Raw genomic sequence first — 21,568 nt, 5'->3', positions numbered from 1 at the left:
TTTAATTCTTGTTCGCGCTCCGCAAAGCAGGATATAATTTGTTGATTTTACGCACCATGACTTCAAATGCTTTCGGAGCCGAGTAATAAACTTCTCCCTGCTCTCTTCCCACCATGGCGACCAAGCCCGCATTGCGCGTCAGCTCTCGTCCGAGCACCAATGCTCGCTCCTTCGCCTGCCGCTGCCATTCCAGTATCTTATCTTCCATCGCTTCACCCAAACTACTCGGTTCAATCGAATTCAGCCATGCACGGAAAGGAAAATCCAGAGCAGCGTAGCAAGTTTCTCTTGCATCCGAAAAAGCGCTCCCACCTGTATCATTTCCCGCTGCGATTGTTAAATCTTTTGCCAGTCCTCCGACAATGCCGGCAAGCTTATCGCAACTTTCAACCTCACTTTTAATTCGTGATAGCCAGGCTTCTCCGGAATTCTGTTGCATCTCTGTAAGCAAACCGGCGGCAAATGAAAGCCGATCCTCAAACGCATCATTAACAAAAAAGTCTTTGTCTCCGTACTGCACGGAAACAATTCTAAAGTTACACTGCTGTTTTTCCCCTAGCCTGGCATTCTTGTAAAGCGCCTGATTCCACCTGACAATTCCTGGCAGATAAGTTCCTTCCTCCGCACAAAAAATCGAAGCAAACTCTCTCCACATCTGTATACCGGCTCTATGTCGTCTCGGCTGATACTGAATGATTTTCTTGTCTGCCGTTCTTCCCCAAAGAGTCATTTGTTCTGTCGCAGCGCTTTCCTTCGGGAAGAAATCCCCACCTAACAGCGTAAATCCGTCTACAGAGAATTCATCAGCTCGATGCAGTAAAAGCCGTCTCGACTGTAGGGTTAGTAATTCCGCCTGATTTTCCGGCAATTGTATCTCTTCTCTCTCTTTATAAGGCGCCTTTTCTTTCTCCCAAACTGCAATATTCTCTTGCTGCCACGCTTTACTCCCGTCTTTCAGCAAAGTTAGATTTAAGAGTAGGGTTTCAAACAGTGTTTTTCCAGCAGCTGTGATGATGCCTAATTTTCCAAGCCATCCGGCTCCGGGCGAGGGCAGCCCCTTTTTCTTTGGCTTGGCTGAAGTGTCATCAAATCCATTGAGATATAAGAGCCATCTTGCCGCTTCCGCATTGGAAAGCACTTTCTTTCCTTCTCCCGCCCGTGTCGAGAATAAACGCAGCTTGTTGCTACTCTCTGAAATCTCGCCGTTTAACTTAGAGACTTCATATTCAGTTCCCGCTTCTGCGCTGGTTGCCTGCCAAAACGGCCTCTCCTCATGAAACAGCCAGAACCTTTCCCGCCACTGTTCCAAATATTCTCGAATCGGCTCTTCCGGAAAATGTCCCAAGTCATACAATGCTTTCCAGCGCCGAAACACTTCATCCTCTAGCTCATCGTCCTCCAAATCAAACAGTAAGTTCTCTTCACCGTTCTCATCCACCCGAGAAAAGGTGCAGTGAAGTACTGCAAGTAACAGGCGCAGCATGGCCACGTCCTGCGCAGCCGTTTCACCGGCCAAATCCTCATATTCATGCGCATGGACAAACATATCTTTGAGCGATACCTCTTCGACACGACAATCTCGTGTTCGAACCCGTATCCACGGCTCATCCAGCAGGTTAAACTCAGGTTTTATCATCCGCAGCTCCTTTCTCATAAAACAGGCCTTCCTCCTTCGAGTACCATAGACGAAAACCCGCAAGTTCTGTTTCCAGCTGTTCGTTCAACAGGAGAAATGACTCCTCTCTTAACATCGGGTCGTGCTTCCACTCACCGGATAACACAAGCTCATTCATCGGCTTCAGCGCATCAAGAGTCTTTTTAATTTGATATTCACGGCAGAGCGCACTTGGCAACTTTACACTTTGCCGCAACAAGTCTCGCTTCTCTTCCGGAGAGGGAATTCGTTCGACCGAAAGTCTCTGCCCCTCGTGTTGCCAGGGAAGATAGTGGATTTCATTTCCTTTTTGGACGAATAAGAGCACCTCGATGCTGTTTTCCGAGTCTCTTACCTGCGCCTCTGCTTCCTCCTCGTCCAATTTGGTCTCCACATTGCTAATCCAGTTTTCAAGACTTCTTCTGGGCTTATCGAGGCAATAGGAATCCGCCTTCGTCTTTTTATGTCCGGTCTTATTCGCCTCTTCCTTTTTCGCTTTTCCGTACATTTCCTTATCAGCTTCGGTTTCCCAATCAGGTTCCCGGTCGTCGTAGCAATCCTGCACCAAATTCGGAATATCCGTTGGCAGTGTGATTTTGTCCGGCAAGCGCTTCCTGGTTCTCATGAGGAGATAGTCCCCGTAAATGGCGCGTGTTCCGGACTCAAACGCATCTTCATCCGGTTCTATAACATAGCATTGTGCCGCCTTCAGCTGTTCCGGCCGCATATTGTCATGAATCGGATGACGATGTAAGCGTCCCAAGCGTTGCAGGAGTAAATCCATGGGGCAAAGGTCGGTTAACATCACATCTCCGTCAATGTCCAGACTTTGTTCGAGCACCGATGTTCCGATTACAATCAAATGATCCCGTTCCGCTTTGGTGGAGCGCTTTCCCAGTTTTTGTAACAATTCACGCTCACGCGCTGCGCGATCCGGCATCAAAAACGCACTGTGCAGGAGGACAATATCCGCGTCCGGCATCTGCCCTCTTACTTCCTTGGCAAACTCTTGCGCTCGCCGTATGGTGCTTAATATCACGATTGCGCAGCCACCGTCCCGCAACTTTTCTTGTAGTATTTGAATGCGCCCCGATTCTTTGACTCGTCGAATCGCCACACTTCGCGATACACTCTGTAGTTGCAATCCCCTTTGATGAACCTCTTTTCCGTCGGTCCAGGTAAGCAGCGGATACGCGCGCGAATATCTCCAATCCGCTTCTTCGCCTTGCGTAAACCGCTTTTCGCGCTCACGTATTTCTCGCTTGGATGTATTCAGATAGGCATCCACAAAGTCGATGCGCCTTGAAGCGGGCAAGGTGGCCGAGAGAAGAATCACCGGCACATGATAGGCACCGAGCCAGGAGAGTGCGCGCTCCAGGTACACGTTCATGTAGGCGTCGTAGGCATGCACCTCATCGATAATCACAATTTTTCCCGCCATGCCGAGATGCCTGAGCATCAAGTGTTTTTGCTTCAGTGCGGCCATCAAAATCTGATCGACCGTTGCAATGACAAAATCGGAGAGCAATACTTGCTTGCGGCCGCGGAAAAAGCTGTGTACCACCAGCGCCTTATCTTCATCCTCACCGATGCATGCTTCCCCCGTGAACTCTCCCTTCCCTGCTTCCAGCAAATCGGCATAGTCTTGATTTAACTCTGCTTTGCCGTGCGCAAGGCGTATCGAGAGCTTCTCCTTGCTCTCTCCCTGAACCGCAACCTGTTCCTCCGCCCAAGTCCGTATACGCGGGAATATACCGTTTGCCGTCGCCTGTGTCGGCAGTCCGAAAAAGAGCCCGCCGCTTCCGCACTTTCCGGCAAATGTTTCGGCGGCAGCAAGTGCCGCCTCGGTCTTACCGACGCCCATCTGCGCCTCAACAATGAGGATACCCGGCGAGCTGACTGCTTCTGATATCTCAAGCACTGCCTTCTGTAGTTCGTTGGGTGGAAAGCTAAAATTCTCCGCAAAAGCTGCCTCGTCCATTCCGCCAAGTTCGGCAGACCAGACAGCCGGAAGCTTTAACTTTTTCCAAGCACTGCGAGTCCGCTTGGGATACATGTCTTCCCGTCCCAACTCGTCAATCGATATCGTCGGGTGGTAGAATTGATTGCTCGCGACCCAGTCAGCCATGACGAGAAGCCCGGACAGTAAAACGCGCTGCGGTCCGGAGAGCTCCGGGATAATCGATGCATCTTGAATGCCGCTTACTTCTAAGGCGTATCGAAGAAAGGCGTCCCAAATCTCAACCCACAGCGTGGCATCACTATCCTTGCCTCTGAAATTGACGAGATGCCCGTCAAACGTAGACTCGCTCACCGCCTCCTGAGGTTTTCCGTGATGTGCGCCGACAATCTCACAAATTCCTTCATTCACACCCCGCTGCTGTAAAATCACCTGCCCGGCCAACGCATGCGCTACTGCTGAGGGATCGGTAAAAGTTTTTATATCTGCTATCTCCAGCCCCTCTTCCGCAAGCCGCTCCCGCACCTCCGGCAACATTTCCAGAATGCGCGCCTGAAACACAGCCGTTGCCTTGCCGATATCATGCGCCATACCCAGGAATACACACACCTTTTGAAACAGCGCTTCGTTTTCCTGTAGAGCCTCCTCGCTGCCGCCGCAGATTTCTCGCCGTACGGCAGCCGGAAGCCAATGCTTCCAGAGTTTCTTCATGATTCCCGCTGTGTCCCGCGCGTGCATCCAGAGCGGCAGCCACTGCGCGCTGTCGTTCGGATTGGTTTTTGCCGCAAGACTGCGCATCAGCTTGCTTACATTCATGCTCTCCTCCCCGAGTTCTTAACATTCTCTTACATTTTAGCGCTTATAATCTTGATTTCAAGTTATAATTGCATATTTTTGCTTTGATTCTTATCTCAGTTTTATATATTTTGATGCGGTTATATCATCTCCCGAAATTTTGAACTGTCATTTCTATGCGTTTCGATATTTCGGATTCTCGACTGCGCTCCCTCACGCCCTCAGCTTTGTTATCTTTACTTTACCACAGCACCTGTCCGAATTTCGGGACTCCATTATTCGCTCACGTTCCCTTTTCAAAATTTCCGGACAAAAAAGGAGGCCGCTGCTTCCGCAACCGCCTCTTTCCTATCTTTTTTCTCAAAGATACAATACCGTGTAATCCAACTCTTGTCTTCTTAACTCCCGTGCTTCTCATTCCCCGTGTAATTCCACGGAAAGGTAATTGTGCTTGACCGCCGTCAAAAAGGTTTCAAAGATATCCGTGCGCCGCAATTTGAGTGAGGATGTATTCACACAGGGATGGCAGCCGATGTACTCGTCTCGAAAGAGGTCTTGATCCACGAGAAGCTGTACTCTGTGTTCGCTGTCGTTCATCAGCCCCATGACACTCACCGAACCCGGGTAAAGCCCTAGGTACTCAATCATCTTTTCGGGCGGCGCAAAACTGAGGCGTGCGGAGCCGATCTGCGCCGAGAGTTCCTTGGTCTTAAAGGGCTTGTCCCCCGGCATCATCAAGAGATAAAAAGCGCTCTGCTGCCGGTTACAGAGAAACAGGTTCTTACAAATGCGGCAGTTTAACACTGTGTCGATGTCCGCGCAGACCTCCATGGTCTCGGCGGGTGCGTGATCCACGCGCACATACGGAATGTCCAGTCGATCCAACAAATCATAGACCGCAAGTTCCCGCGCTGTTCTATCGGCGCAGTCCTTCGGTCTGCCGTGTTCTACATGCAAAGCGTTTTCCTCTTATCCTTCAAAATAATAGATCCATACCATGATAGCGCATTTCCCGCGCTGCCGCAAAATTAAAGTGTCTGTGGCGTTTCGGCTTTTTTCCATGTAGTATGGACATAAAGCGCCTGCCGGGGCGGCAGTGCGGCTTACAACAGGAAAGGGTAACAATGAATACGGAACAAAACGGACAGCGGGCCGTTCGGCTGGATTTACTCAAAGCTCTGGCCATAACTTTGGTCGTCTTTCTCCACAATGCAGAGCTGAATCCGGGCGGTGTGATTGACAACGCCTTTATGATGCTCTGCACGAGCGCGGTTCCCGTCTTTTTCATGGTCACGGGTGCCATTCAATTAAACCGGACAGGCAGCATAAACTACAGGCGGCATCTAGCCTCGATCGGCCGCCTCTATGCGCTTGTAATCTGTTGGAAAATGCTCTATGCGGCTTTCATGCACTTTTTTTACGCGGTGCCGATTGACGGCAGCCTCTCGAATCTCGTAAATTACATCTTTCTCTTTCAGGAAATCCCGGGCGTCAGCACGGGACATTTCTGGTATTTTCAGGCGCTGATTACCCTGTATTTTATCCTGCCGCTATTACGCCTCTGCCGCGAGAAAAAGCTCCTGCTCTATCTCATGCTGCTGCTCTTCGTTTTCTCCTGTGTGACCTTTGATCTGGATTTATTCTTCCGGCTGCTGCAAAAACTATCCGGAAAGCATATCCCGGATATGATGCTGCTCACGACCCTGAGTCCGTTTCATCCGACCTATGCGGTCTATATCCTCTACCTCTTGCTCGGAAAATGCCTTTATGCGGAACGCGGGAAATGTGCCCGCTATCGGCGTTTTGCGCCGGTCTGCATTGTGCTCGGCCTCGCCGGACTGCTGCTCATTAAATATCTGCAAAGCGGTCTATGGTCCTGGCAGGGCGTGCACATCGTGAGCGGCTACTATTACGCTTCCACCATGCTGATTGCCGCGGGACTCATGCTTCTCTTTGTCGGCAGAACTGCTGTCTCCGCGCCGGAACAGTGGATCGGACGTGTCATCGGGCAGCATACGCTCGGCATTTTCTTCTTACATCTTTTACTTTACACTATCCTTGACTGTACGCTCTATCCGCACATCCGCGCTTGGAATTCCTGGTATCTGAATCTCCTCGAGAGCCTCGGTATCGTTGTCCTTTCCGCGCTCTGCACGATACTGTTCCGAAAGGGGATTCGGGCATTTACGGCTTTCTTCCGGCGCAAGTTTTGAGGCTCCGCTGCGGTGACAGCCCGCCGTCGAGTCCTCTGTCTGACATCGGCATCCGTATCGTTTTACCGCTTTTCAACGGTTCTTTCATCATTCGAACTTCTTACAATGCCGCTTCGGTTTCGACCTTCCCATTCGCCCCTCAGTTTTCTTTCCGCACTCTATCTTCGACGCATTCGATTGACCTTGTCCATGATTCACAGCAAAGCCCCCGCCGTGTCTTTCGACCCGGCGGGGGCTCACGTTTCACCTATTTGCTTTTACGCACTTGCTTTTGCCACTCAGCGCTCGAACAATTTCTTATATTCCCCGTAGCCCTCTTCTTCCAGCTTGTCATAGGGAATAAAGCGGAGCGAGGCGGAATTAATGCAGTAGCGAAGGCCGCCCGTCTCGCGGGGACCGTCGGGGAAGACGTGCCCGAGGTGCGAGTTCGCCTGCGCGGAGCGCACTTCCGTGCGGACCATGCCGTGCGAGCGGTCGGTGGTTTCCTTCAATTCCTTTCCTTCAATCGGCTTTGAAAAAGCGGGCCAGCCGCAGCCGGAATCAAACTTATCGAGGGAGCTAAACAGCGGCTCGCCGCTCACGATATCTACATAGATGCCCTTTTCAAAAAAGTCATCATACTCACCGGTGAAGGGGCGCTCGGTCGCGGCGTTCTGCGTGACCTCATAGGAGAGGTCGCCAATCTTTTTGCGGAGCGTCTCCTTGCTCTCCTCTTCCGCTAGATGGAACATCTTCTGCGGAATGTGGCAGTAGCCGTCCGGATTTTTATCGAGATACTTCTGGTGGTATTCCTCTGCCGAATAGAAGTTCTGTATGGGCGCCAGCTCGACCGCGAGCTTCGCGCCGTATTTTGCCTCCTGCTCGTCATAAACCGCCTGAATTTCCGAAAGCTGGCTCTGATCCGCATAGTAGATGCCGGTGCGGTACTGAATGCCCCTGTCATTTCCCTGCTTGTTTACGGAAAGCGGATCGATCACCAGAAAGTACTTATCGAGTAGCTCACGGAGCGAAATCTCCTTCGGGTCATACTCGATTTTCACGGTCTCCGCGTGCCCGCTGCTGTCGCAGACCTCCCGATAGGTAGGAGCACTGTCCGGACCGTTTGCATAGCCCACCTCGGTCGCGCGCACGCCCGGGAACTGGTCAAAGTACTTCTGTAAGCCCCAGAAACATCCGCCTGCGAGATAGATGGTCATTTTACCAGTTCCCCCTTCCATGTCATGACGCCGCCAAAGTTGTAGACCTTCCGATAGCCGAGCTTTGATAATTTCTCCGCCGCAAGTCCAGCTCGATGCCCACTGCGGCAGTAGATAAAAATCGGCTGATCCAGATCCTTCAGGATTTCCGGTCTCGTTCCGTTGATCTCCTCGTTCGGCAATAGCACCGCACCCGGAATGTGACCGCTGTCATACTCCTCCTTGGTGCGCACATCGAGGATGATGTGACCGTCGTCCTGCTTCATCATCTCCCGTGCCGTATCCTGATCGATTGTCTGATAGCCCATGGTCTCCTGTTCCTCCTTGCTCTCGCCTGTTGTGCTCATCGAAGCGCTGCTGCTTGTCTCGGCAGCCGCCATCGATACCGCACTTTCTGTTGCCTTACTTGTCTCCGCAGACTCGGCCTTCTTCCCGCAGGATACCAGCAGCGGCAGTGCAAGTGCCGCAACAACTGCGAGGAGGTAGCGTCTCTTCTTCATGGCTTTCTTTCCTCCTTTTATCGTATCGCTTTCTCAAACTTTTGCTCTGATGCATCAATTTCGAAATTGGTTCGAAATTCACTTATAGTATACCACTTTGGTCAGAAAAGGGAACAGGAATTCAAATATACCAGACCGGAAGTGCAAGGACATTTTCCCGCAGCACGCCCGGCTCTGGGCAGAGGCAGACCACGGCGCCCATGCCGCGCTTCTTCTCCGGGATGGTATCGAGCAGCTGAAACGCCGCCGTCATATCTGCCTTCGGTCTGCTGCTCTGTTTGATTTCCACCGGATATAGGATGCCGTTCTCTTCGATAATAAAATCAATCTCAGACTCAGTCGTAGACTTCAAATCCCGTCCGCGATAATAGGATACAAAGTAGCGGTAATCGAGACCGCGGTTTGCATAGGATTTTAAAATCTCCGAAATCACAAAGGTCTCAAAAAAGGCCCCGCTCATTGCGCCGTTTGCCAGTGTCTCAACCGTGAGCCATCTGGTCAGATAGGCAGCAAGGCCCGTGTCTCGGAAATAAAGCTTCGGCGTCTTAATGGCGTGCTTTAACACCGAGGCGGTATAGGGCTCTAAGAGGTAGATGATGCCCGACGCCTCAAGAATCGAGAGCCAGCGCTTCACCGTATCGGCATCCTTCCCGATTTCTCCCGCGATGTTACTGTAATTCAGAATCTCCCCCGTTCGCGCCGCACAGGCAATCATAAATTTCCGGAACGCATCCAAATCCTGCACCGCCGAGAGTTCGCGCACGTCCCGCTCAAGATAGGTCTTTACGTAGCTTGAGAAGTACATCTGCCAATCTACAGTCGCATCCTGCACGCCCGGATACCCGCCGCGGTGGATGTATTCCCAGATATTCTTAGGCTTGACCACTGTCTTTTGCCGCTCCCGCAGATAATCAAGGCCCGGCACAAAGGGCGCGCTAAAGCTGTCGCCCGTCAGTTCCCGGAGCGATAAAGTCGAAAGTTCCAGAACCGCCACTCTTCCGGCCAGAGACTCGAAGGCGAGCCGCATCAGCGAGAAGGGCTGCGAGCCCGAGAGCAGAAACTGCCCCTTTGCCTCGCTACCATCGCAGTGCAACTTCAGGTAGCGGAATAAATCCGGTACCCGCTGCACCTCATTCAGGACAACCGGCGGCTCATGCAGCATCATAAATATCTCCGGATTTTCCTTTGCCTGCTCCTCGAGGAAGAGGTCGTCAAAGGAGAGCTGTTTCCGCTCCGGAAACAACTCTCGCAAAAGCGTTGATTTTCCCGTCTGTCTCGCACCGGTAATCAGCACCGCCTTGAAACTTTGCGCCGCTTTGCACACCACATCTTCAATCTGCCGGTGAATGTACTCCATATTCGTATCCTATTCCTGCATCTCGTTGTTCAGCGCTTCCACTAGTCTCATTAATTCTTCCAACTTATTTATTATTTCTTGTTGCTGATTTGTCTGTTCCTGTGCTTGTACCGGCTGTTCAACAATATGATTTAATATTCCATTAAACGAATCTAGCTTATTCGTCATTTCAACGTATATACTTTTATTTGCATTTTCCTCTTCTAATTGAGATATCAATTTTTTAATTTCGCTTGTTTGATTCTGATTCGCATATATTTCTGAATTGCTCTCTTCTACTCCCCTTTTGATTTCATTCAATATTGCTGTAATCCGCTCTTTTACTTCAGTTTTGTTTTCGATATGGAGCTCGTATTTTTTTGAAACAAAGTCACTCCACAAAAACAGCCTCAAAATATTACCATTCTGGTTAATAGTTGCTTTGGTTCCGCAATAACAATATTCGCCCTTTCTGGTATAATAATAATATCTATTTTTATGTTTAGTTTCGAACCATACTCTAACTTGTCGCTTATTTAATTCTCGAACTATTATAATTGATGGCATTATAGGTGACAGCAATGCAAGAATGCCCATGGCAGGCAACATAGTGAATCTATCTCCCGGGGTTATAGCTATCATAATAGTAAAACAAAAACTAAAACACAAATATGGTGTTGCCTTTCTTGAAATTCTCTGTACAGTCTTATCTTTTGTAAATACATCAGGTGAACTCAAGCCGTTATAAACAAGAATCATTAAAATAAATATAGCTGAATATCCAACAGGAATTATCGATTCTTCACCCATATTTCTTATCAGAAAATCCAAAATCACTCCGGTAGATAGAAGAATCATATCTACGGATAATATTACCAAAATTAATGACACAACCTTTCGTTTAGTTCTCTCCTTTTCATCCTCAAACAAGAGTCTCAGATTATCATTTTCCAGAAGATTAGTCACTTCAACAATAGGATTCCACATTGATGATATTTTACTAAGTGCGGACTCTACTGTAGACATAGTCCCCATCCTTTTCACCTCTTACTTTAATCCACAATCTACAATATTAGCTTCTGATATCGCGGAAAAGCAGCCCCTTCATCTCTGAAGCAGCTGCTTTCCCTTATCACTGTGCACTTATTCTCTTATAACTCTCAGCCCATCTTCTCGCCCCAGTGCTCGTTGACATCGTAGTTATATGCCTTGATGCGGCGGTAGGCGATCTCCTGCCACGGCTCGCGGAAGCTGCCGTCTCCGCTTACAAAGAAGCCGGAATCCATGTAGCGGATGATGATGTACTCCGAGTTCTTCTGGTCAAAGCCGTTGCCCTGGCTAAAGTCAATGCCGTTGCCGGTATTCCGGGTCATCACGGCCTCGAGGAGCGGCAGGGTGACTTCGCTCAGCGGAAGCTTCATATCCGGCATGTCGAAGAAGCCGCCCTTTGCCTTCGTGTAAACGCAGAGCGTGCCGAGCGCACCGTTGCAAACGCACTTCACTCTCTTGATATCCGCGAGCTTCACCTGATGCTTTGCGCCTATGATGACGCCGCCCGAGAGGCGGATAATCTTCTCACCGAGCGTTGCGCCGAGCTCTGTCTCGAGGCTGTCCAGATTGTTCGGGAATTCAGCTCCCAACTTGCTCGCGGCAAAGGCAAGGAGCAGCGGCTTGGTCTCGCGAATGTTGTGGCCGTTGTTCCAGGTTCTGGTATCGAGATCCAGCTCCGGAACGCTCATATTCTTCATGTTCAGGTCGCGAAGCAAGACTCTGTAGTGGAAGTTCTGGCTCCAGTAGTTGGTCAGAAACAGAGAACCGATCTCCGCAAACTTCATATCCACATCGACCTTGCCGTTTAAGCTCTTATAGCTGAAACCGTCCTTCGCGATGCGAAGGGTATACCCCGCGCCGAGCATGCCTTTATTGGAAAACTCCATGGTTGCGCCGTCATCAAAATATGTCTTCATCTCTTCTCCCCTCAATTCGGCTTCCGGCTCACTCACAGAAGCTCGTTGTCAATGGTATAGCTCATGTAGGCGCCCTTCTTAAAGAGACCGCCCTCCTTCAGTCCCCAGGCAATCGCAGAGCAGGCAAGGCGCTGCGACTCTTTCTTTTTGACGCTCCGCGAGGTAAGCAAAATGCCCGCCGGGAAGAGTTTCGCAATCAGGAAGCTATAAAGGGAATCCGTCTCTCCTTTTTCCGCCAGCTTTGTGTGGTAGCTCGGATTGGTATCCCACCACTCGTTCGGCTTACAGAAGGAGCAGACCGCACGCATCTCGCTTGTGCTCAGGTTCTCGGCGCAGACCGCGCGAACCTGTTCCAAATCCTCATCGGCAATCACACCGTCCGTGATTGAGTAGGCATAGTAGGCGTTTGCAAGGCCGTCGTTATCGTCCTCGGTCTCCTTTAAGAGGTACAGATTCGACACGCCGCACTTTGCGTACTTCTTCCACTTGCCGCCGATGTCTCGAAACGCCTTTCCGCTGTAGCGCGCGGAATCACCGCTTTCCAGCGCGCGGCGCAGTTCTTCGAGATCCACGTCCTTCTTTTCCCACTCGTCAATCCAGTTGATACGTAAGTCTGACATGACTTTTTCTCTGCCTCCTTGGCTTTCCGGATTCCCCTACCGTGACTATGGTTCACATTCTTTTTATTATAGAATTTTGCCCCGCAAATCTCAAGCCAACTCTCCTGTTTCAGCGTTTTTTTGAAAGCACCGGCCTCCAAACCGGCAAGTTATACGGCATTCTGAATCACAGCTTCCGATTAGCTGTATACAGATCACCGCCTTGCGCTTCCAATCACACATTTCGCCCAAGATTTCGGTTCCGAAGAACGGATAGAGCCGCTCTGGTTTTCTCCCTTTCGGCTTTCTCCTTTTTCTTCCTCTTCCCGTACGCTGCACTCCGCCTTCTTAGCTCACTCCGTCAAAACCCCGATGTCGTTCCCAAGGTGTTTTCCGCCGTAGTTTCCGCCGCATTCGCCTCGGTGTTCCCGAACCCCAGTTGCAGCCCGAGGTACAGGATTACACCCTCGCGAAACACTCTGGGATCGTAGCCGGTCAGCGCATGAATTTTGTCGAGCTGATACTGGAGCGTGTTCTTGTGGATGTAGAGCTTCTCCGCCGCTGTCTTTAAGCTGCAGTCCGCGGCAAAGTAAACTTCCAAGATGTGTCTCTCTTTTTCGCTCAACTTTCCGAGCGTTCGCGTGGCATAGCTCTCGCGAACCGCGACCGGAATGGAACCGCTCAGCAGTTCCAGATCGAGCTGCTCAAAGTCCGCGTAGCCGGCTCTCTCAGCGCCCGCGCGGGCCGCAATCTGCGCCTCCCGAAACGAGCGGTACTGATGCACCAGTTTGTGATCAGCCCCCACACCGACCGAGAGAATTTCCCGGAACTCTGCGGCGAGCCGCTCAAATTGCTGCTGTCTCGGCGGATAGTCCCCCTTCGGCAAGATCAGGATGTACTCGTTCGGAAAGTGGAAGGTAAAGAGCGGGCTCCCGGTCTCACGGAATACGGTCAGTATTTTCTGCTCCACCATCGAGAGGTTCGCGGGGTTATAGCGCGTTGAGAGACGCACAAGTACGGTGCGATAGCGAACCTCTTCGCTGAGGCCGTGGGACGCGAGGAAGTCAAGGTAAAAGCCGTGGTTCATGGGCTTCCCCGAACTCAGCGCCCGCACCACATAGTCGGTCTCGACCTGCTCGTTCCGGTTTCTCGCATCGTACTCCTGCTCTCGGAGCAGAAGGGCCGTGATGCGCTGGGCGAGGTAGGCATACTTTCTCACTTCCTCGGGGACGCCGGTGATGCCGATGACCGCGACTATGGTTCCGTGGTGCGAAAAGGGCAGGTTCACGCCCTGCTGCGTGCCGTAGAAGCTGTCGTTCTCCATGACTTCGATCGGCTGTCCTTCCTGTGCGGCGCGGTGCCCGATTTCATGGTAGGTGCCGACCCGCTCGGGGTTCGTGCTCGCAAGTATGCTGCCGTCCGGCCGGATAAAGTTCACATCGTGCCCGCAGACATCTTTCACGCTGTCCACAATCTGCTGCGCTGTCTTTTTGCTGATTTCCGCCATTCCTTTGTTCTCCGTACCAATAATTGTGTCTACAGTATAGCACTTCTTGTCCTTTCACACATGGATTCAACAGGGCGATTTCGTTATTCTAATAACAGACAGACAGTCCCGGCTGTCGACAAGCATCCGAAAACAAAGCAAGGAGGAAATGAGATGAAAGTAGTGGTCGCCATTGATTCTCTCAAGGGATCTCTCAGTTCTCTTGAGGCGGGCGATGCAATCCGCGCCGGAATTCTAAGGGCGGACAGCAGCGCCGAAGTCCTGGTGCGCCCGCTCGCGGACGGCGGCGAGGGCACGGTGGAGGCGCTCACCATAGGTATGGGCGGCACTCTGCAGGAGGTGCGCGTCACAGGGCCGCTCGGCGCGCCGGTCACAGCGGTCTACGGCATTTTGCAGGACGGCAAAACCGCGATCCTCGAAATGGCTGCAGCTGCCGGCATCACCCTCGTCGAAGAAAAGGAGCGCAACCCGCTGAATACGACGACCTACGGGGTCGGAGAGATGATACGGGATGCGATTTCCAAGGGTTGCCGCCACTTTATTGTGGGCATCGGCGGTTCCGCGACGAATGACGGCGGCATCGGCATGTTACAGGCGCTCGGCTACGGGCTCCTTGACAGCGAGGGCAAGCAAGTTCCCTTCGGCGCCAAGGGCTTGCAGGTTCTGGACCGCATCTCGGATGAGAAGGTCATGCCGGAACTTGCGGATTGCACCTTCCGCGTGGCCTGCGATGTGACCAATACGCTCTGCGGCGATCAGGGCTGCAGCGCGGTCTTCGGCCCGCAGAAGGGCGCCGATCCCGGCATGATCATGCAGATGGACAAGTGGCTCGCCTACTATGCGACACTGGCGCGCGAAAAGTACGAGAAGGCGAACCCGCGGCAGGCGGGAACGGGCGCGGCGGGCGGCCTCGGCTTTGCCTTCTTAACCTTTACCGACGCGCAGCTGGAATCCGGCATCAAAATTGTGCTTGAGGAGACCCGCCTCGAGGACTATGTGAAAGAGGCCGACCTCGTGATTACCGGCGAGGGGCGGCTCGACGGACAGACTGTCATGGGCAAGGCGCCGATCGGCGTCGCGCATATCGCAAAGCAGTACGGAAAGCCCGTCATCGCCTTCGCGGGTGCGGTCACTCAGGATGCAACCGCCTGCAATGCACACGGCATCGATGCCTTTTTCCCGATACTGCGCCGCATCTCGACACTTCAGGAGGCCATGGAGCCCGAGAATGCGAGACAGAATATGACAGATACGGTCGAACAGGCACTGCGCCTGTTCCTGCTCAAATAAAAAAGGAGGTTACCCATGGACTTACAATTCACGACACTCGGCGCACTGATCGGACTGGTCGTCGCCATTCTTCTGATTATCAAAAAGGTACAGCCGGCTTACGGTCTGATTCTCGGCGCCTTAATCGGCGGATTGATCGGCGGTGGCGGTCTCGCGGGCACGGTCTCCACGATGGTGAGCGGCGCGGGCTCCATGATGTCCTCGGTGCTCCGCATTCTGACCAGCGGTATTCTGGCTGGCGCGCTCATTAAGACCGGCGCGGCACAGAAAATCGCAGAGACCATCGTCGACACGATAGGCGAAAAGCGCGCCATTGCGGCACTCGCGGTCGCAACCATGATTATCTGCGCGGTCGGCGTGTTCATTGACATCGCTGTCATCACGGTTGCGCCGATTGCCCTTGCAATCGGTGAGCGCGCCGGTCTCTCGAAGAGCGGCATTCTGCTTGCAATGATAGGCGGCGGCAAGGCAGGCAACATTGTCTCCCCGAACCCGAACACCATTGCCGTGACCGAGGCCTTTAAGCTTGACCTCACGGCTGTAATGATGAAGAACCTGATTCCGGCGCTCTGTGCGCTCATCGCGACCATCGTCCTCGCTTCCCTCCTCGCAAAGAAGGCGGGCGACGGCATTTCGCAGAACGATCTCGAGGCAGCTCCCGCGGAAAAGCTCCCGAACGCCCTGCAGGCGTTTGCGGGCCCGCTGACTGTGATTGTGCTCCTCGCCCTTCGCCCGCTCGCTAAAATTTCGGTGGATCCGCTGATTGCGCTTCCGCTCGGCGGTCTGGTCTGCATTCTGGTTACCGGAAACATTCGCAACCTGATTCCGTACACGGACTTCGGCCTCTCGAAGGTCATCGGCGTCGCGATTCTTCTGATCGGAACCGGCACGATTGCGGGTATCATCAAGGCTTCCGCGCTCCAGAAGGATATGACCGCGCTCCTCAGTGCCATGAACATGCCGGCCTTCATTCTGGCACCGCTCTCCGGTATCCTGATGGCAGCCGCAACCGCTTCCACCACCGCGGGTTCCACCGTTGCCTCTCAGACCTTCTCGGGCACTCTGCTTTCCGCCGGTGTCCCCGCGCTCTCGGCAGCAGCTATGATTCACGCAGGCGCGACTGTCCTTGACTCCCTGCCGCACGGCTCCTTCTTCCACGCGACCGGCGGCTCCGTCTACATGGACATCAAGAACCGCATGAAGCTGATTCCCTTCGAGGCATTAATCGGCCTCACTTCCACGATTGTCGCTGTCATTCTGTACCTCGTGGCGGCATAAGAATTCGGCAGCAGCAAAGACATAACGACACAAAAACAGCGGGTGCAGCTGACAAAAGTCAGTTGCACCCGCTGTTTTTGCTTACTTGTTTTCTCAGTTCTCGTTCTGCGTATGTTCGGACAACCATTTCTCCGCTTGTTTACGCAGCCAGCTTCGCCGGTAAAGCGTACTCGCGGTAACCGGCAAAATAGCAAACGGAAACATCATGATTACACATTACACCGGCGAGCGCGATTGTTGTGTAGTGTACTCTGCCCTTTGCGCGCGCAATTTCGTTGACAAAATCCGCCGCGCGGTCAATGAGCGTTCCGCCGCCGAAGATACGAAGCAGCGCATACTCCGCGATAAAGATTCCGAGACAAATCAGTATGATGGGAATCGTCACCCGTCCGCAGAGTTCAATCTTCTTCTCCATGGGGATTTTTTCTTCCCCCGGTATATTCCGAAACCAATTTTCCGCCCGTTCTTCCTTGTTCATCTCTCGTCCCCTCTTCACACGGTCAAGCGGCCTTCCGCCTGTATCCCTTCATCCCGATTGCGTATGTTGCCGCCGCGCTTGTTCTCGCGGCGTTTACTTGTCTCCGATTGCAACGAGGTGCGGACTCTTCTTTGCGCATGCATTTCGCATGGCTTTCCGTTTCAACTCTCCGTATCGTAGACCAGCTCGCCGCTATAATAAACTTCCAGGGACATCTCAATCAGATTGTCATCGTCCGGCAAGGTCAGGTACCCGCTGTAGGTGAGCGTGTGGTCCCCGTAAAGCTCGTCAACCAGTTCAAAACTGTACTCGTGATAGCGCTCCAAAAAGTGTTTGAGCGACATGCGCTTTCCTTCGAACGCTCCGCGCTCTTTCTCCGGGCGCAACAAAAGAACCGCCACAAAATCCGGGTCTACATCCTCAATCGTAAGGCTGCCCTCCTCAAAAAAGAGGCACACGGAAGTCCCTGCATCCGCAATTTCCTGTACGGTCCTGTCGTGCAGACTGAAAGGCGGCTTAATGGTAGGGCGGTATCTCGCAATCATGTCGCACCTCCGGAATACTGATCCTGCTGCCGCGCAAAACCGAGAAAGCGTGTTCCCTGAAAGCTTAACTGTCCGCGGTCACCCTCGGCCGACATACCGTAGACTCTGCCGTCCACATTGAACTCCGTGCGCTCGCCGCCCTCTGTCTGAAAGGTGAGGAAATACGCGGTATTCGTACTCCCGACCGTGTTGGTGCCGCTGTGCCCCCAGACCGCGGTTCGCTTTCCCACGAGCACTGCGGAAACCGTTTGTTTCGGCGATTGATTGTTCTTATGCCAGGTTCCTATGCCCTGCACAAGTCTCGCAATGATCAAAACAAAGGCCACAATAAAAATCAGAGTAAATACCGCACCGAATATCCCGCCAAACACATAGAAGTCGTCCATACTGTTCTCCTCTGCCGCTGTCAACGCGACTCTGTTGTGCTGTCCTGTTCACTGTGTCTCACGACCCGCTTATCGCTTTGTGCCTGCCGCCTTCTTCCCTCCGTCTCTTCTTTCATGTCAGCTGATTCCGGCATTTGCGAACGATGGGCTTCGCTCGGTTCCGACTTTCATCTTGCATCTACCTGCCTGTATGCATTGTTTTTCAAATCTCTCGAAACTACAGGGAACAGCTACGGATAAAGGGGCGAAGATCCGCACCGCTCTCCAGGTAGCGAAGCAAAATCTCCGCGCAGGCACGGCTGTCGCTGTCCGCCTTGTGGTGATCCAGTTCGATTCCGTAGTATTCGCAGAGCACATTTAACTTGTGGCTCATGCCGGGTAACAGGCGCTTTCCCATCTGCACCGTGCAGAGATAGGGGACCTCGGACTTCCACGCGATTCCGTAAGCATTCAGGCATTTCCTGAGTACGCCCATGTCAAACACGGCGTTATGCGCGACCAGAAGCCCGCTCTCCATGAGCGGCGCAATCTCCTCCCATACCTTGGGGAAGGTCGGCGCGTGCCGCACACTCTCCGCGCTGATGCCGGTGAGCTGCACATTGAAATAGTCGAAATGTGTTTCCGGGTTGACCAGACTATAGTAGGAATCCGCCACGACGCCGTTTTCAATCACGGAAATGCCGATGGCACTCATGCGGTCGCTGAAACGGTTCGGTGTCTCCACATCAAAAGCGATATAACACGACATACTTTCCTCTTTCTATCGATGCTCGATGCTTTTATTATAGCTGATTCTGCGCGTTTGCGCGACTTGCCTCTTTTTAATCCCTAGTATTCCTGTAGTCTTTTATGTTGATTTTCCTCTTTAACACAGCAAGAAAGCGGCGGAACGCGCTTCGTTGCGCTTCCGCCGCTTTTGTCCGTATGCTGATTTCGTTCCTTTCACCGCAAGCTCAATTCTGTTTGCCGAATTCCGGCGCAGGTACCAATCCGGTTTCCGTCAAACGCAGCACGCGCGTGCAGACCTCATCGATATATTTTCTGTCGTGGGAGATGCTGATAACAGCCCCGGGAAACGCGGCCAACAGGCTTCGAATCACAGGGCCCGAGAGCGGCGAAAAGTTGCGCGTCGGCTCATCGAGTATCAGAACATTCGCATCCGAGAGGCTCATTTTGAGAAGCAAGACCTTGGCCTTTTGGCCGCCGGAGAGTTCCCGCATGGGGTGATCCATCTCCTCGACCGTGAATTTAAGTGCCCCAAGATAGGTGCGAATCTTGGTGCGCAGTGCCTTATCGCCGCTGCTGTCCAGGAAGTCGACCGGGGTTCGCTTTAATTCCAACAAGTCCTCATAGTTCTGCGGCATATACTGCGCGCGGAGATCTGCTCGCGCGAGCAAATCCGCCGCAATTCTTCGCAGCAAGCTCGTCTTTCCCGCGCCGTTCTCGCCTATGATGCAGAGCTTTTCGGGACCGCGCAGTTTGAGACGAATGTCCCTTGCCAACAGACGCTCACCGTCCGGTGTTGTTAATTCCGGAAGGGCATAGTCGATCACCGTCTTTCCCTGCGGCATGACTGCCGCCTCGCCGCCGAGCCGAAAGAAGATTGCCTCCTCCTGCTCCGGTCTTTCGGTCATCTCCGCGTCTTCTTTTTCAAAGCGCTTTCCCATGGCCTTCACCACATGCATTTTGTCTTTTAAGTTCTTCCCCTCTCCCGGTGCCTGACGCGAAACACTTGAAAGCGCTCGCTCCACCGAGTTGTAGAGCCGCGCATACTTTTCATCCCGGAGCCTTTTCTCCTTGCGCTCGTTCTCTGCCTGTTGGGTCTTTCGCGCCAAAAGTTCCGCACGCTGCTGCCGGTAGCGAAGGTAGCTGTCCCGCACCACCGCATGGCGGCTCTCGCTCTTCCGCTTCAGCTGTTCTAAGTGAATCACCACAGTCGCCGTTTGCTCAATCAAGGTTTCATCGTGAGAGGTAAAGAGGACAATGCCTTCCCATTCATTAATCGAGCTTTCCAATAATTCGAGCGTGGCAAGATCTAAGTCATTCGAAGGCTCGTCGAGCAAAAGCACCGTGGGCCGCTCCAAAAAGATACGAAGCAGCTGTGCCTTCACCTTCTCGCCGCCGGAGAGCGTGTCCATGCACTGCTCTCCGTAAAAGAACTCTGGAGACAGGCGAAAGCGTGCGGCGAGCTCCGAGAGCTCCTTCGGACTGCAGTCGAACAATGCATCCGTAGCCGAAAAGAATTCGTAGACCGATTTCTCTTTCAGCGCGTCCGGCAGCTCCTGCGGTAGGTAAGCAAGCCGCTCCGCGCCCAGGATACGTTCCCCCCTGCACTCCGCATAGTCCGCGACAAGGGCGGGGTCAAAAATCCACTTGAGCAGGGTAGACTTCCCGTTGCCCTCCTCGCCGATGATAACCGCCTTGTCGCCTGTATTCAGGACCAGGTTAAAGTTCTCCAGAATGACACGCAAGTCACGACGATGTTCTATGGTAAGGCTCTTGATTTGGAGCATGGTCAACCTCCACTCTGTCACTTCCTGTCCTCATTTTCCGGCACGCCGCAGAGCCTGTCAAGGCGAATCCGCGCAAAAAAACGCTGTCTCGTTCTCACGAAACAGCGTTTCAAAATTCTTGTTTTTGCTCTCGTACAATGCGCTCAGGATCCGAGCATCATCACGAGCAGCTTCGGCAGAATCACAAGTCCCACCGTCGCAACCGGCTGGCAGGCAGCATAGAAGGAAGCCACCTTGTCATTGCCCGTCACGGTAATCAGCGCATTTAAGGACGGTGCCGAAGTCATAGCGCCCGTCGTTGCACCGAGGGCACCGAAAAGCGGCATCTTGCAGAGATATCTCGCCACCACATACGCGAAAAGGATAGCGACAACGCTCATGAACGCACCGACCAGGAACAGCATAATGCCGTACTGCTGCAGCGTCGACACAAATTTCGGGCCCGCACCCGCGCCGTTTTGCAAAAGGAACCATGCAATGCCGAGATCGCGGAGCGGCATCAGCGTCGACTTCGGCGCGGTCAGCTTAATCTTGCCGCAGTGACCGATTGCCGAGACAAAAATACCTGCGATGATAGCGCCGCCGCCCGTGCCGAGCGAGAAAGTCGTGCCGCCGCCGAGCGGAACCTTGATGGCACCGATCAGCGCGCCGAGGGCAATCGCAACGCAGACCACGAACACGCCCGGGCCGTCGACCGTGAGCAACGACTTGTCGCCCTCGCTCTTCGAGACCGGTGCATCCGGCAGCTTTGCATTTTCCGCATCGACATCCGCCTTCAGGAACTTCGGCACCAGCTGGACAAACATCACGACCGAGATAATGCCGAACACATAGGCGAGACCGTAGCCAACACCGGCCGCGGACTTATCGCCGAAGAGCTCCTTGGTCGTCGCAAGGCTCGCGGTGCAGGTCATTGCGCCTGCCATGACGCCGAGTGCAAGGTCAACCGGCAGCTTGAAAATCTTGACCGCCATGATGACCGTACCACCCGCGGCAACCAGAATCGCAACGGTCGTCGCAATAAAGCCCCAGAAATTTGCCTTCAGATTCGTGACAAACGACGGTCCCGCCGAGAGACCGACACACGCGAGGAACAGTGCCAGACCGGCCGTTCCGATGATGGCCGGCACTTCCATTCCCAGTGCGCCGAAAATCAACGCCATCACCAGAACGCCGGATGTGCCGAACTTCACACCTGCAAAATTAATCCTGCCGAATGCATAACCGCATACCAGCGTCAGAAAAATCATGAACACCCCATTGGTGCCCAAACCCTGAATGAAACTCATGACCCCTCCATTTCTTTGTAATGCCCTTCTGAAACTACGGTCATGGTAACATGATATTTCCT

The 21,568-nt window shown here is 53.0% G+C and carries 19 protein-coding genes; 3 read left to right on the top strand and 16 right to left on the bottom strand.

Features of this window, described 5'->3' with window-relative positions; translation table 11 throughout:
- Position 1: 1 nt before the first annotated feature.
- The 3 genes from casA to HMPREF9623_RS07920 all read right to left on the bottom strand — a co-directional run bounded on the left by casA (position 2) and on the right by HMPREF9623_RS07920 (position 5,366).
- On the bottom strand, positions 2 to 1,654 hold the full coding sequence (casA, locus tag HMPREF9623_RS07930) for a type I-E CRISPR-associated protein Cse1/CasA (RefSeq protein WP_242822166.1): 1,653 nt from the start codon (positions 1,652 to 1,654) through the stop codon (positions 2 to 4).
- On the bottom strand, positions 1,623 to 4,430 hold the full coding sequence (locus HMPREF9623_RS07925; RefSeq protein WP_009533379.1) for a CRISPR-associated helicase/endonuclease Cas3: 2,808 nt from the start codon (positions 4,428 to 4,430) through the stop codon (positions 1,623 to 1,625). The genes casA and HMPREF9623_RS07925 overlap by 32 nt, the downstream gene beginning before the upstream one ends.
- Before the next feature lie 393 nt (positions 4,431 to 4,823).
- Complete coding sequence (locus HMPREF9623_RS07920) at positions 4,824 to 5,366, bottom strand: prolyl-tRNA synthetase associated domain-containing protein (RefSeq protein ID WP_009533378.1); 543 nt, start codon at positions 5,364 to 5,366, stop codon at positions 4,824 to 4,826.
- Positions 5,367 to 5,533: 167 nt separating this feature from the next.
- Here HMPREF9623_RS07920 and HMPREF9623_RS07915 point away from each other — a divergent pair, with 167 nt between their 5' ends.
- The gene (locus HMPREF9623_RS07915; RefSeq protein ID WP_009533377.1) at positions 5,534 to 6,622 is read left to right on the top strand and encodes an acyltransferase; all 1,089 of its coding nucleotides are present in this window, start codon (positions 5,534 to 5,536) and stop codon (positions 6,620 to 6,622) included.
- 278 nt (positions 6,623 to 6,900) lie between these two features.
- Here HMPREF9623_RS07915 and msrB read toward each other — a convergent pair whose 3' ends face one another.
- The 7 genes from msrB to HMPREF9623_RS07880 all read right to left on the bottom strand — a co-directional run bounded on the left by msrB (position 6,901) and on the right by HMPREF9623_RS07880 (position 13,727).
- Positions 6,901 to 7,818: a peptide-methionine (R)-S-oxide reductase MsrB gene (gene msrB, locus HMPREF9623_RS07910; protein ID WP_009533376.1), complete on the bottom strand. Its 918-nt coding sequence runs from the start codon at positions 7,816 to 7,818 to the stop codon at positions 6,901 to 6,903.
- On the bottom strand, positions 7,815 to 8,318 hold the full coding sequence (locus HMPREF9623_RS07905; RefSeq protein WP_009533375.1) for a rhodanese-like domain-containing protein: 504 nt from the start codon (positions 8,316 to 8,318) through the stop codon (positions 7,815 to 7,817). The genes msrB and HMPREF9623_RS07905 overlap by 4 nt, the downstream gene beginning before the upstream one ends.
- 121 nt (positions 8,319 to 8,439) lie before the next feature.
- Positions 8,440 to 9,675: an ATP-binding protein gene (locus HMPREF9623_RS07900; RefSeq protein WP_009533374.1), complete on the bottom strand. Its 1,236-nt coding sequence runs from the start codon at positions 9,673 to 9,675 to the stop codon at positions 8,440 to 8,442.
- 9 nt (positions 9,676 to 9,684) lie between these two features.
- Positions 9,685 to 10,680, bottom strand: a complete 996-nt coding sequence (locus HMPREF9623_RS07895; RefSeq protein ID WP_154646138.1) for a hypothetical protein — start codon at positions 10,678 to 10,680, stop codon at positions 9,685 to 9,687.
- Positions 10,681 to 10,814: 134 nt separating this feature from the next.
- The gene (locus HMPREF9623_RS07890; protein ID WP_009533372.1) at positions 10,815 to 11,621 is read right to left on the bottom strand and encodes a hypothetical protein; all 807 of its coding nucleotides are present in this window, start codon (positions 11,619 to 11,621) and stop codon (positions 10,815 to 10,817) included.
- Between the two features lie 32 nt (positions 11,622 to 11,653).
- A complete protein-coding gene (locus HMPREF9623_RS07885) occupies positions 11,654 to 12,241 on the bottom strand; it encodes a hypothetical protein (protein ID WP_009533371.1) in 588 nt (195 codons plus the stop codon).
- A 340-nt stretch (positions 12,242 to 12,581) separates the two neighbouring features.
- Positions 12,582 to 13,727: a CdaR family transcriptional regulator gene (locus HMPREF9623_RS07880; protein ID WP_009533370.1), complete on the bottom strand. Its 1,146-nt coding sequence runs from the start codon at positions 13,725 to 13,727 to the stop codon at positions 12,582 to 12,584.
- A 153-nt stretch (positions 13,728 to 13,880) separates the two neighbouring features.
- Here HMPREF9623_RS07880 and HMPREF9623_RS07875 point away from each other — a divergent pair, with 153 nt between their 5' ends.
- Positions 13,881 to 15,017 (top strand): glycerate kinase family protein, encoded by a 1,137-nt coding sequence (locus HMPREF9623_RS07875; RefSeq protein ID WP_009533369.1) that lies wholly within the window; start codon positions 13,881 to 13,883, stop codon positions 15,015 to 15,017.
- Between the two features lie 15 nt (positions 15,018 to 15,032).
- Positions 15,033 to 16,295, top strand: coding sequence for a GntP family permease (locus HMPREF9623_RS07870; protein ID WP_009533368.1), 1,263 nt, complete (start codon positions 15,033 to 15,035; stop codon positions 16,293 to 16,295).
- Between the two features lie 139 nt (positions 16,296 to 16,434).
- Here HMPREF9623_RS07870 and HMPREF9623_RS07865 read toward each other — a convergent pair whose 3' ends face one another.
- The 6 genes from HMPREF9623_RS07865 to HMPREF9623_RS07840 form a co-directional block, all read right to left on the bottom strand.
- The gene (locus HMPREF9623_RS07865; RefSeq protein WP_009533367.1) at positions 16,435 to 16,773 is read right to left on the bottom strand and encodes a hypothetical protein; all 339 of its coding nucleotides are present in this window, start codon (positions 16,771 to 16,773) and stop codon (positions 16,435 to 16,437) included.
- A gap of 161 nt (positions 16,774 to 16,934) precedes the next feature.
- The gene (locus tag HMPREF9623_RS07860; protein ID WP_009533366.1) at positions 16,935 to 17,318 is read right to left on the bottom strand and encodes a hypothetical protein; all 384 of its coding nucleotides are present in this window, start codon (positions 17,316 to 17,318) and stop codon (positions 16,935 to 16,937) included.
- Positions 17,315 to 17,704, bottom strand: a complete 390-nt coding sequence (locus HMPREF9623_RS07855) for a DUF2500 domain-containing protein (RefSeq protein ID WP_009533365.1) — start codon at positions 17,702 to 17,704, stop codon at positions 17,315 to 17,317. Before HMPREF9623_RS07855 ends, HMPREF9623_RS07860 begins: the two co-directional genes overlap by 4 nt.
- A gap of 217 nt (positions 17,705 to 17,921) precedes the next feature.
- Entirely contained in the window at positions 17,922 to 18,452 is a 531-nt protein-coding gene (locus HMPREF9623_RS07850; RefSeq protein ID WP_009533364.1) for a 3'-5' exonuclease, read from the bottom strand.
- A 205-nt stretch (positions 18,453 to 18,657) separates the two neighbouring features.
- Complete coding sequence (locus tag HMPREF9623_RS07845; RefSeq protein WP_009533363.1) at positions 18,658 to 20,217, bottom strand: ATP-binding cassette domain-containing protein; 1,560 nt, start codon at positions 20,215 to 20,217, stop codon at positions 18,658 to 18,660.
- 143 nt (positions 20,218 to 20,360) lie between these two features.
- The gene (locus HMPREF9623_RS07840) at positions 20,361 to 21,506 is read right to left on the bottom strand and encodes an aspartate-alanine antiporter-like transporter (RefSeq protein ID WP_009533362.1); all 1,146 of its coding nucleotides are present in this window, start codon (positions 21,504 to 21,506) and stop codon (positions 20,361 to 20,363) included.
- Positions 21,507 to 21,568 lie beyond the last annotated feature (62 nt).

Origin of the sequence: Stomatobaculum longum, assembly GCA_000242235.1 — a bacterium.
Classification (GTDB): domain Bacteria; phylum Bacillota; class Clostridia; order Lachnospirales; family Lachnospiraceae; genus Moryella; species Moryella longum.
Note: the sequence above shows the minus strand (reverse complement) of the source record. Positions and strands in the feature narration are given on the sequence as shown.

Excerpts from the sequence above, each read along its gene's own strand:
- casA (WP_242822166.1), bottom strand. The coding sequence starts at position 1,654 with ATGAGAAAGGAGCTGCGGATGATAAAACCTGAGTTTAACCTGCTGGAT.
- HMPREF9623_RS07925 (WP_009533379.1), bottom strand. The coding sequence starts at position 4,430 with ATGAATGTAAGCAAGCTGATGCGCAGTCTTGCGGCAAAAACCAATCCG.
- HMPREF9623_RS07915 (WP_009533377.1), top strand. The coding sequence starts at position 5,534 with ATGAATACGGAACAAAACGGACAGCGGGCCGTTCGGCTGGATTTACTC.
- msrB (WP_009533376.1), bottom strand. The coding sequence starts at position 7,818 with ATGACCATCTATCTCGCAGGCGGATGTTTCTGGGGCTTACAGAAGTAC.
- HMPREF9623_RS07905 (WP_009533375.1), bottom strand. The coding sequence starts at position 8,318 with ATGAAGAAGAGACGCTACCTCCTCGCAGTTGTTGCGGCACTTGCACTG.
- HMPREF9623_RS07900 (WP_009533374.1), bottom strand. The coding sequence starts at position 9,675 with ATGGAGTACATTCACCGGCAGATTGAAGATGTGGTGTGCAAAGCGGCG.
- HMPREF9623_RS07895 (WP_154646138.1), bottom strand. The coding sequence starts at position 10,680 with ATGTCTACAGTAGAGTCCGCACTTAGTAAAATATCATCAATGTGGAAT.
- HMPREF9623_RS07890 (WP_009533372.1), bottom strand. The coding sequence starts at position 11,621 with ATGAAGACATATTTTGATGACGGCGCAACCATGGAGTTTTCCAATAAA.
- HMPREF9623_RS07885 (WP_009533371.1), bottom strand. The coding sequence starts at position 12,241 with ATGTCAGACTTACGTATCAACTGGATTGACGAGTGGGAAAAGAAGGAC.
- HMPREF9623_RS07880 (WP_009533370.1), bottom strand. The coding sequence starts at position 13,727 with ATGGCGGAAATCAGCAAAAAGACAGCGCAGCAGATTGTGGACAGCGTG.
- HMPREF9623_RS07875 (WP_009533369.1), top strand. The coding sequence starts at position 13,881 with ATGAAAGTAGTGGTCGCCATTGATTCTCTCAAGGGATCTCTCAGTTCT.
- HMPREF9623_RS07870 (WP_009533368.1), top strand. The coding sequence starts at position 15,033 with ATGGACTTACAATTCACGACACTCGGCGCACTGATCGGACTGGTCGTC.
- HMPREF9623_RS07865 (WP_009533367.1), bottom strand. The coding sequence starts at position 16,773 with ATGAACAAGGAAGAACGGGCGGAAAATTGGTTTCGGAATATACCGGGG.
- HMPREF9623_RS07860 (WP_009533366.1), bottom strand. The coding sequence starts at position 17,318 with ATGATTGCGAGATACCGCCCTACCATTAAGCCGCCTTTCAGTCTGCAC.
- HMPREF9623_RS07855 (WP_009533365.1), bottom strand. The coding sequence starts at position 17,704 with ATGGACGACTTCTATGTGTTTGGCGGGATATTCGGTGCGGTATTTACT.
- HMPREF9623_RS07850 (WP_009533364.1), bottom strand. The coding sequence starts at position 18,452 with ATGTCGTGTTATATCGCTTTTGATGTGGAGACACCGAACCGTTTCAGC.
- HMPREF9623_RS07845 (WP_009533363.1), bottom strand. The coding sequence starts at position 20,217 with ATGCTCCAAATCAAGAGCCTTACCATAGAACATCGTCGTGACTTGCGT.
- HMPREF9623_RS07840 (WP_009533362.1), bottom strand. The coding sequence starts at position 21,506 with ATGAGTTTCATTCAGGGTTTGGGCACCAATGGGGTGTTCATGATTTTT.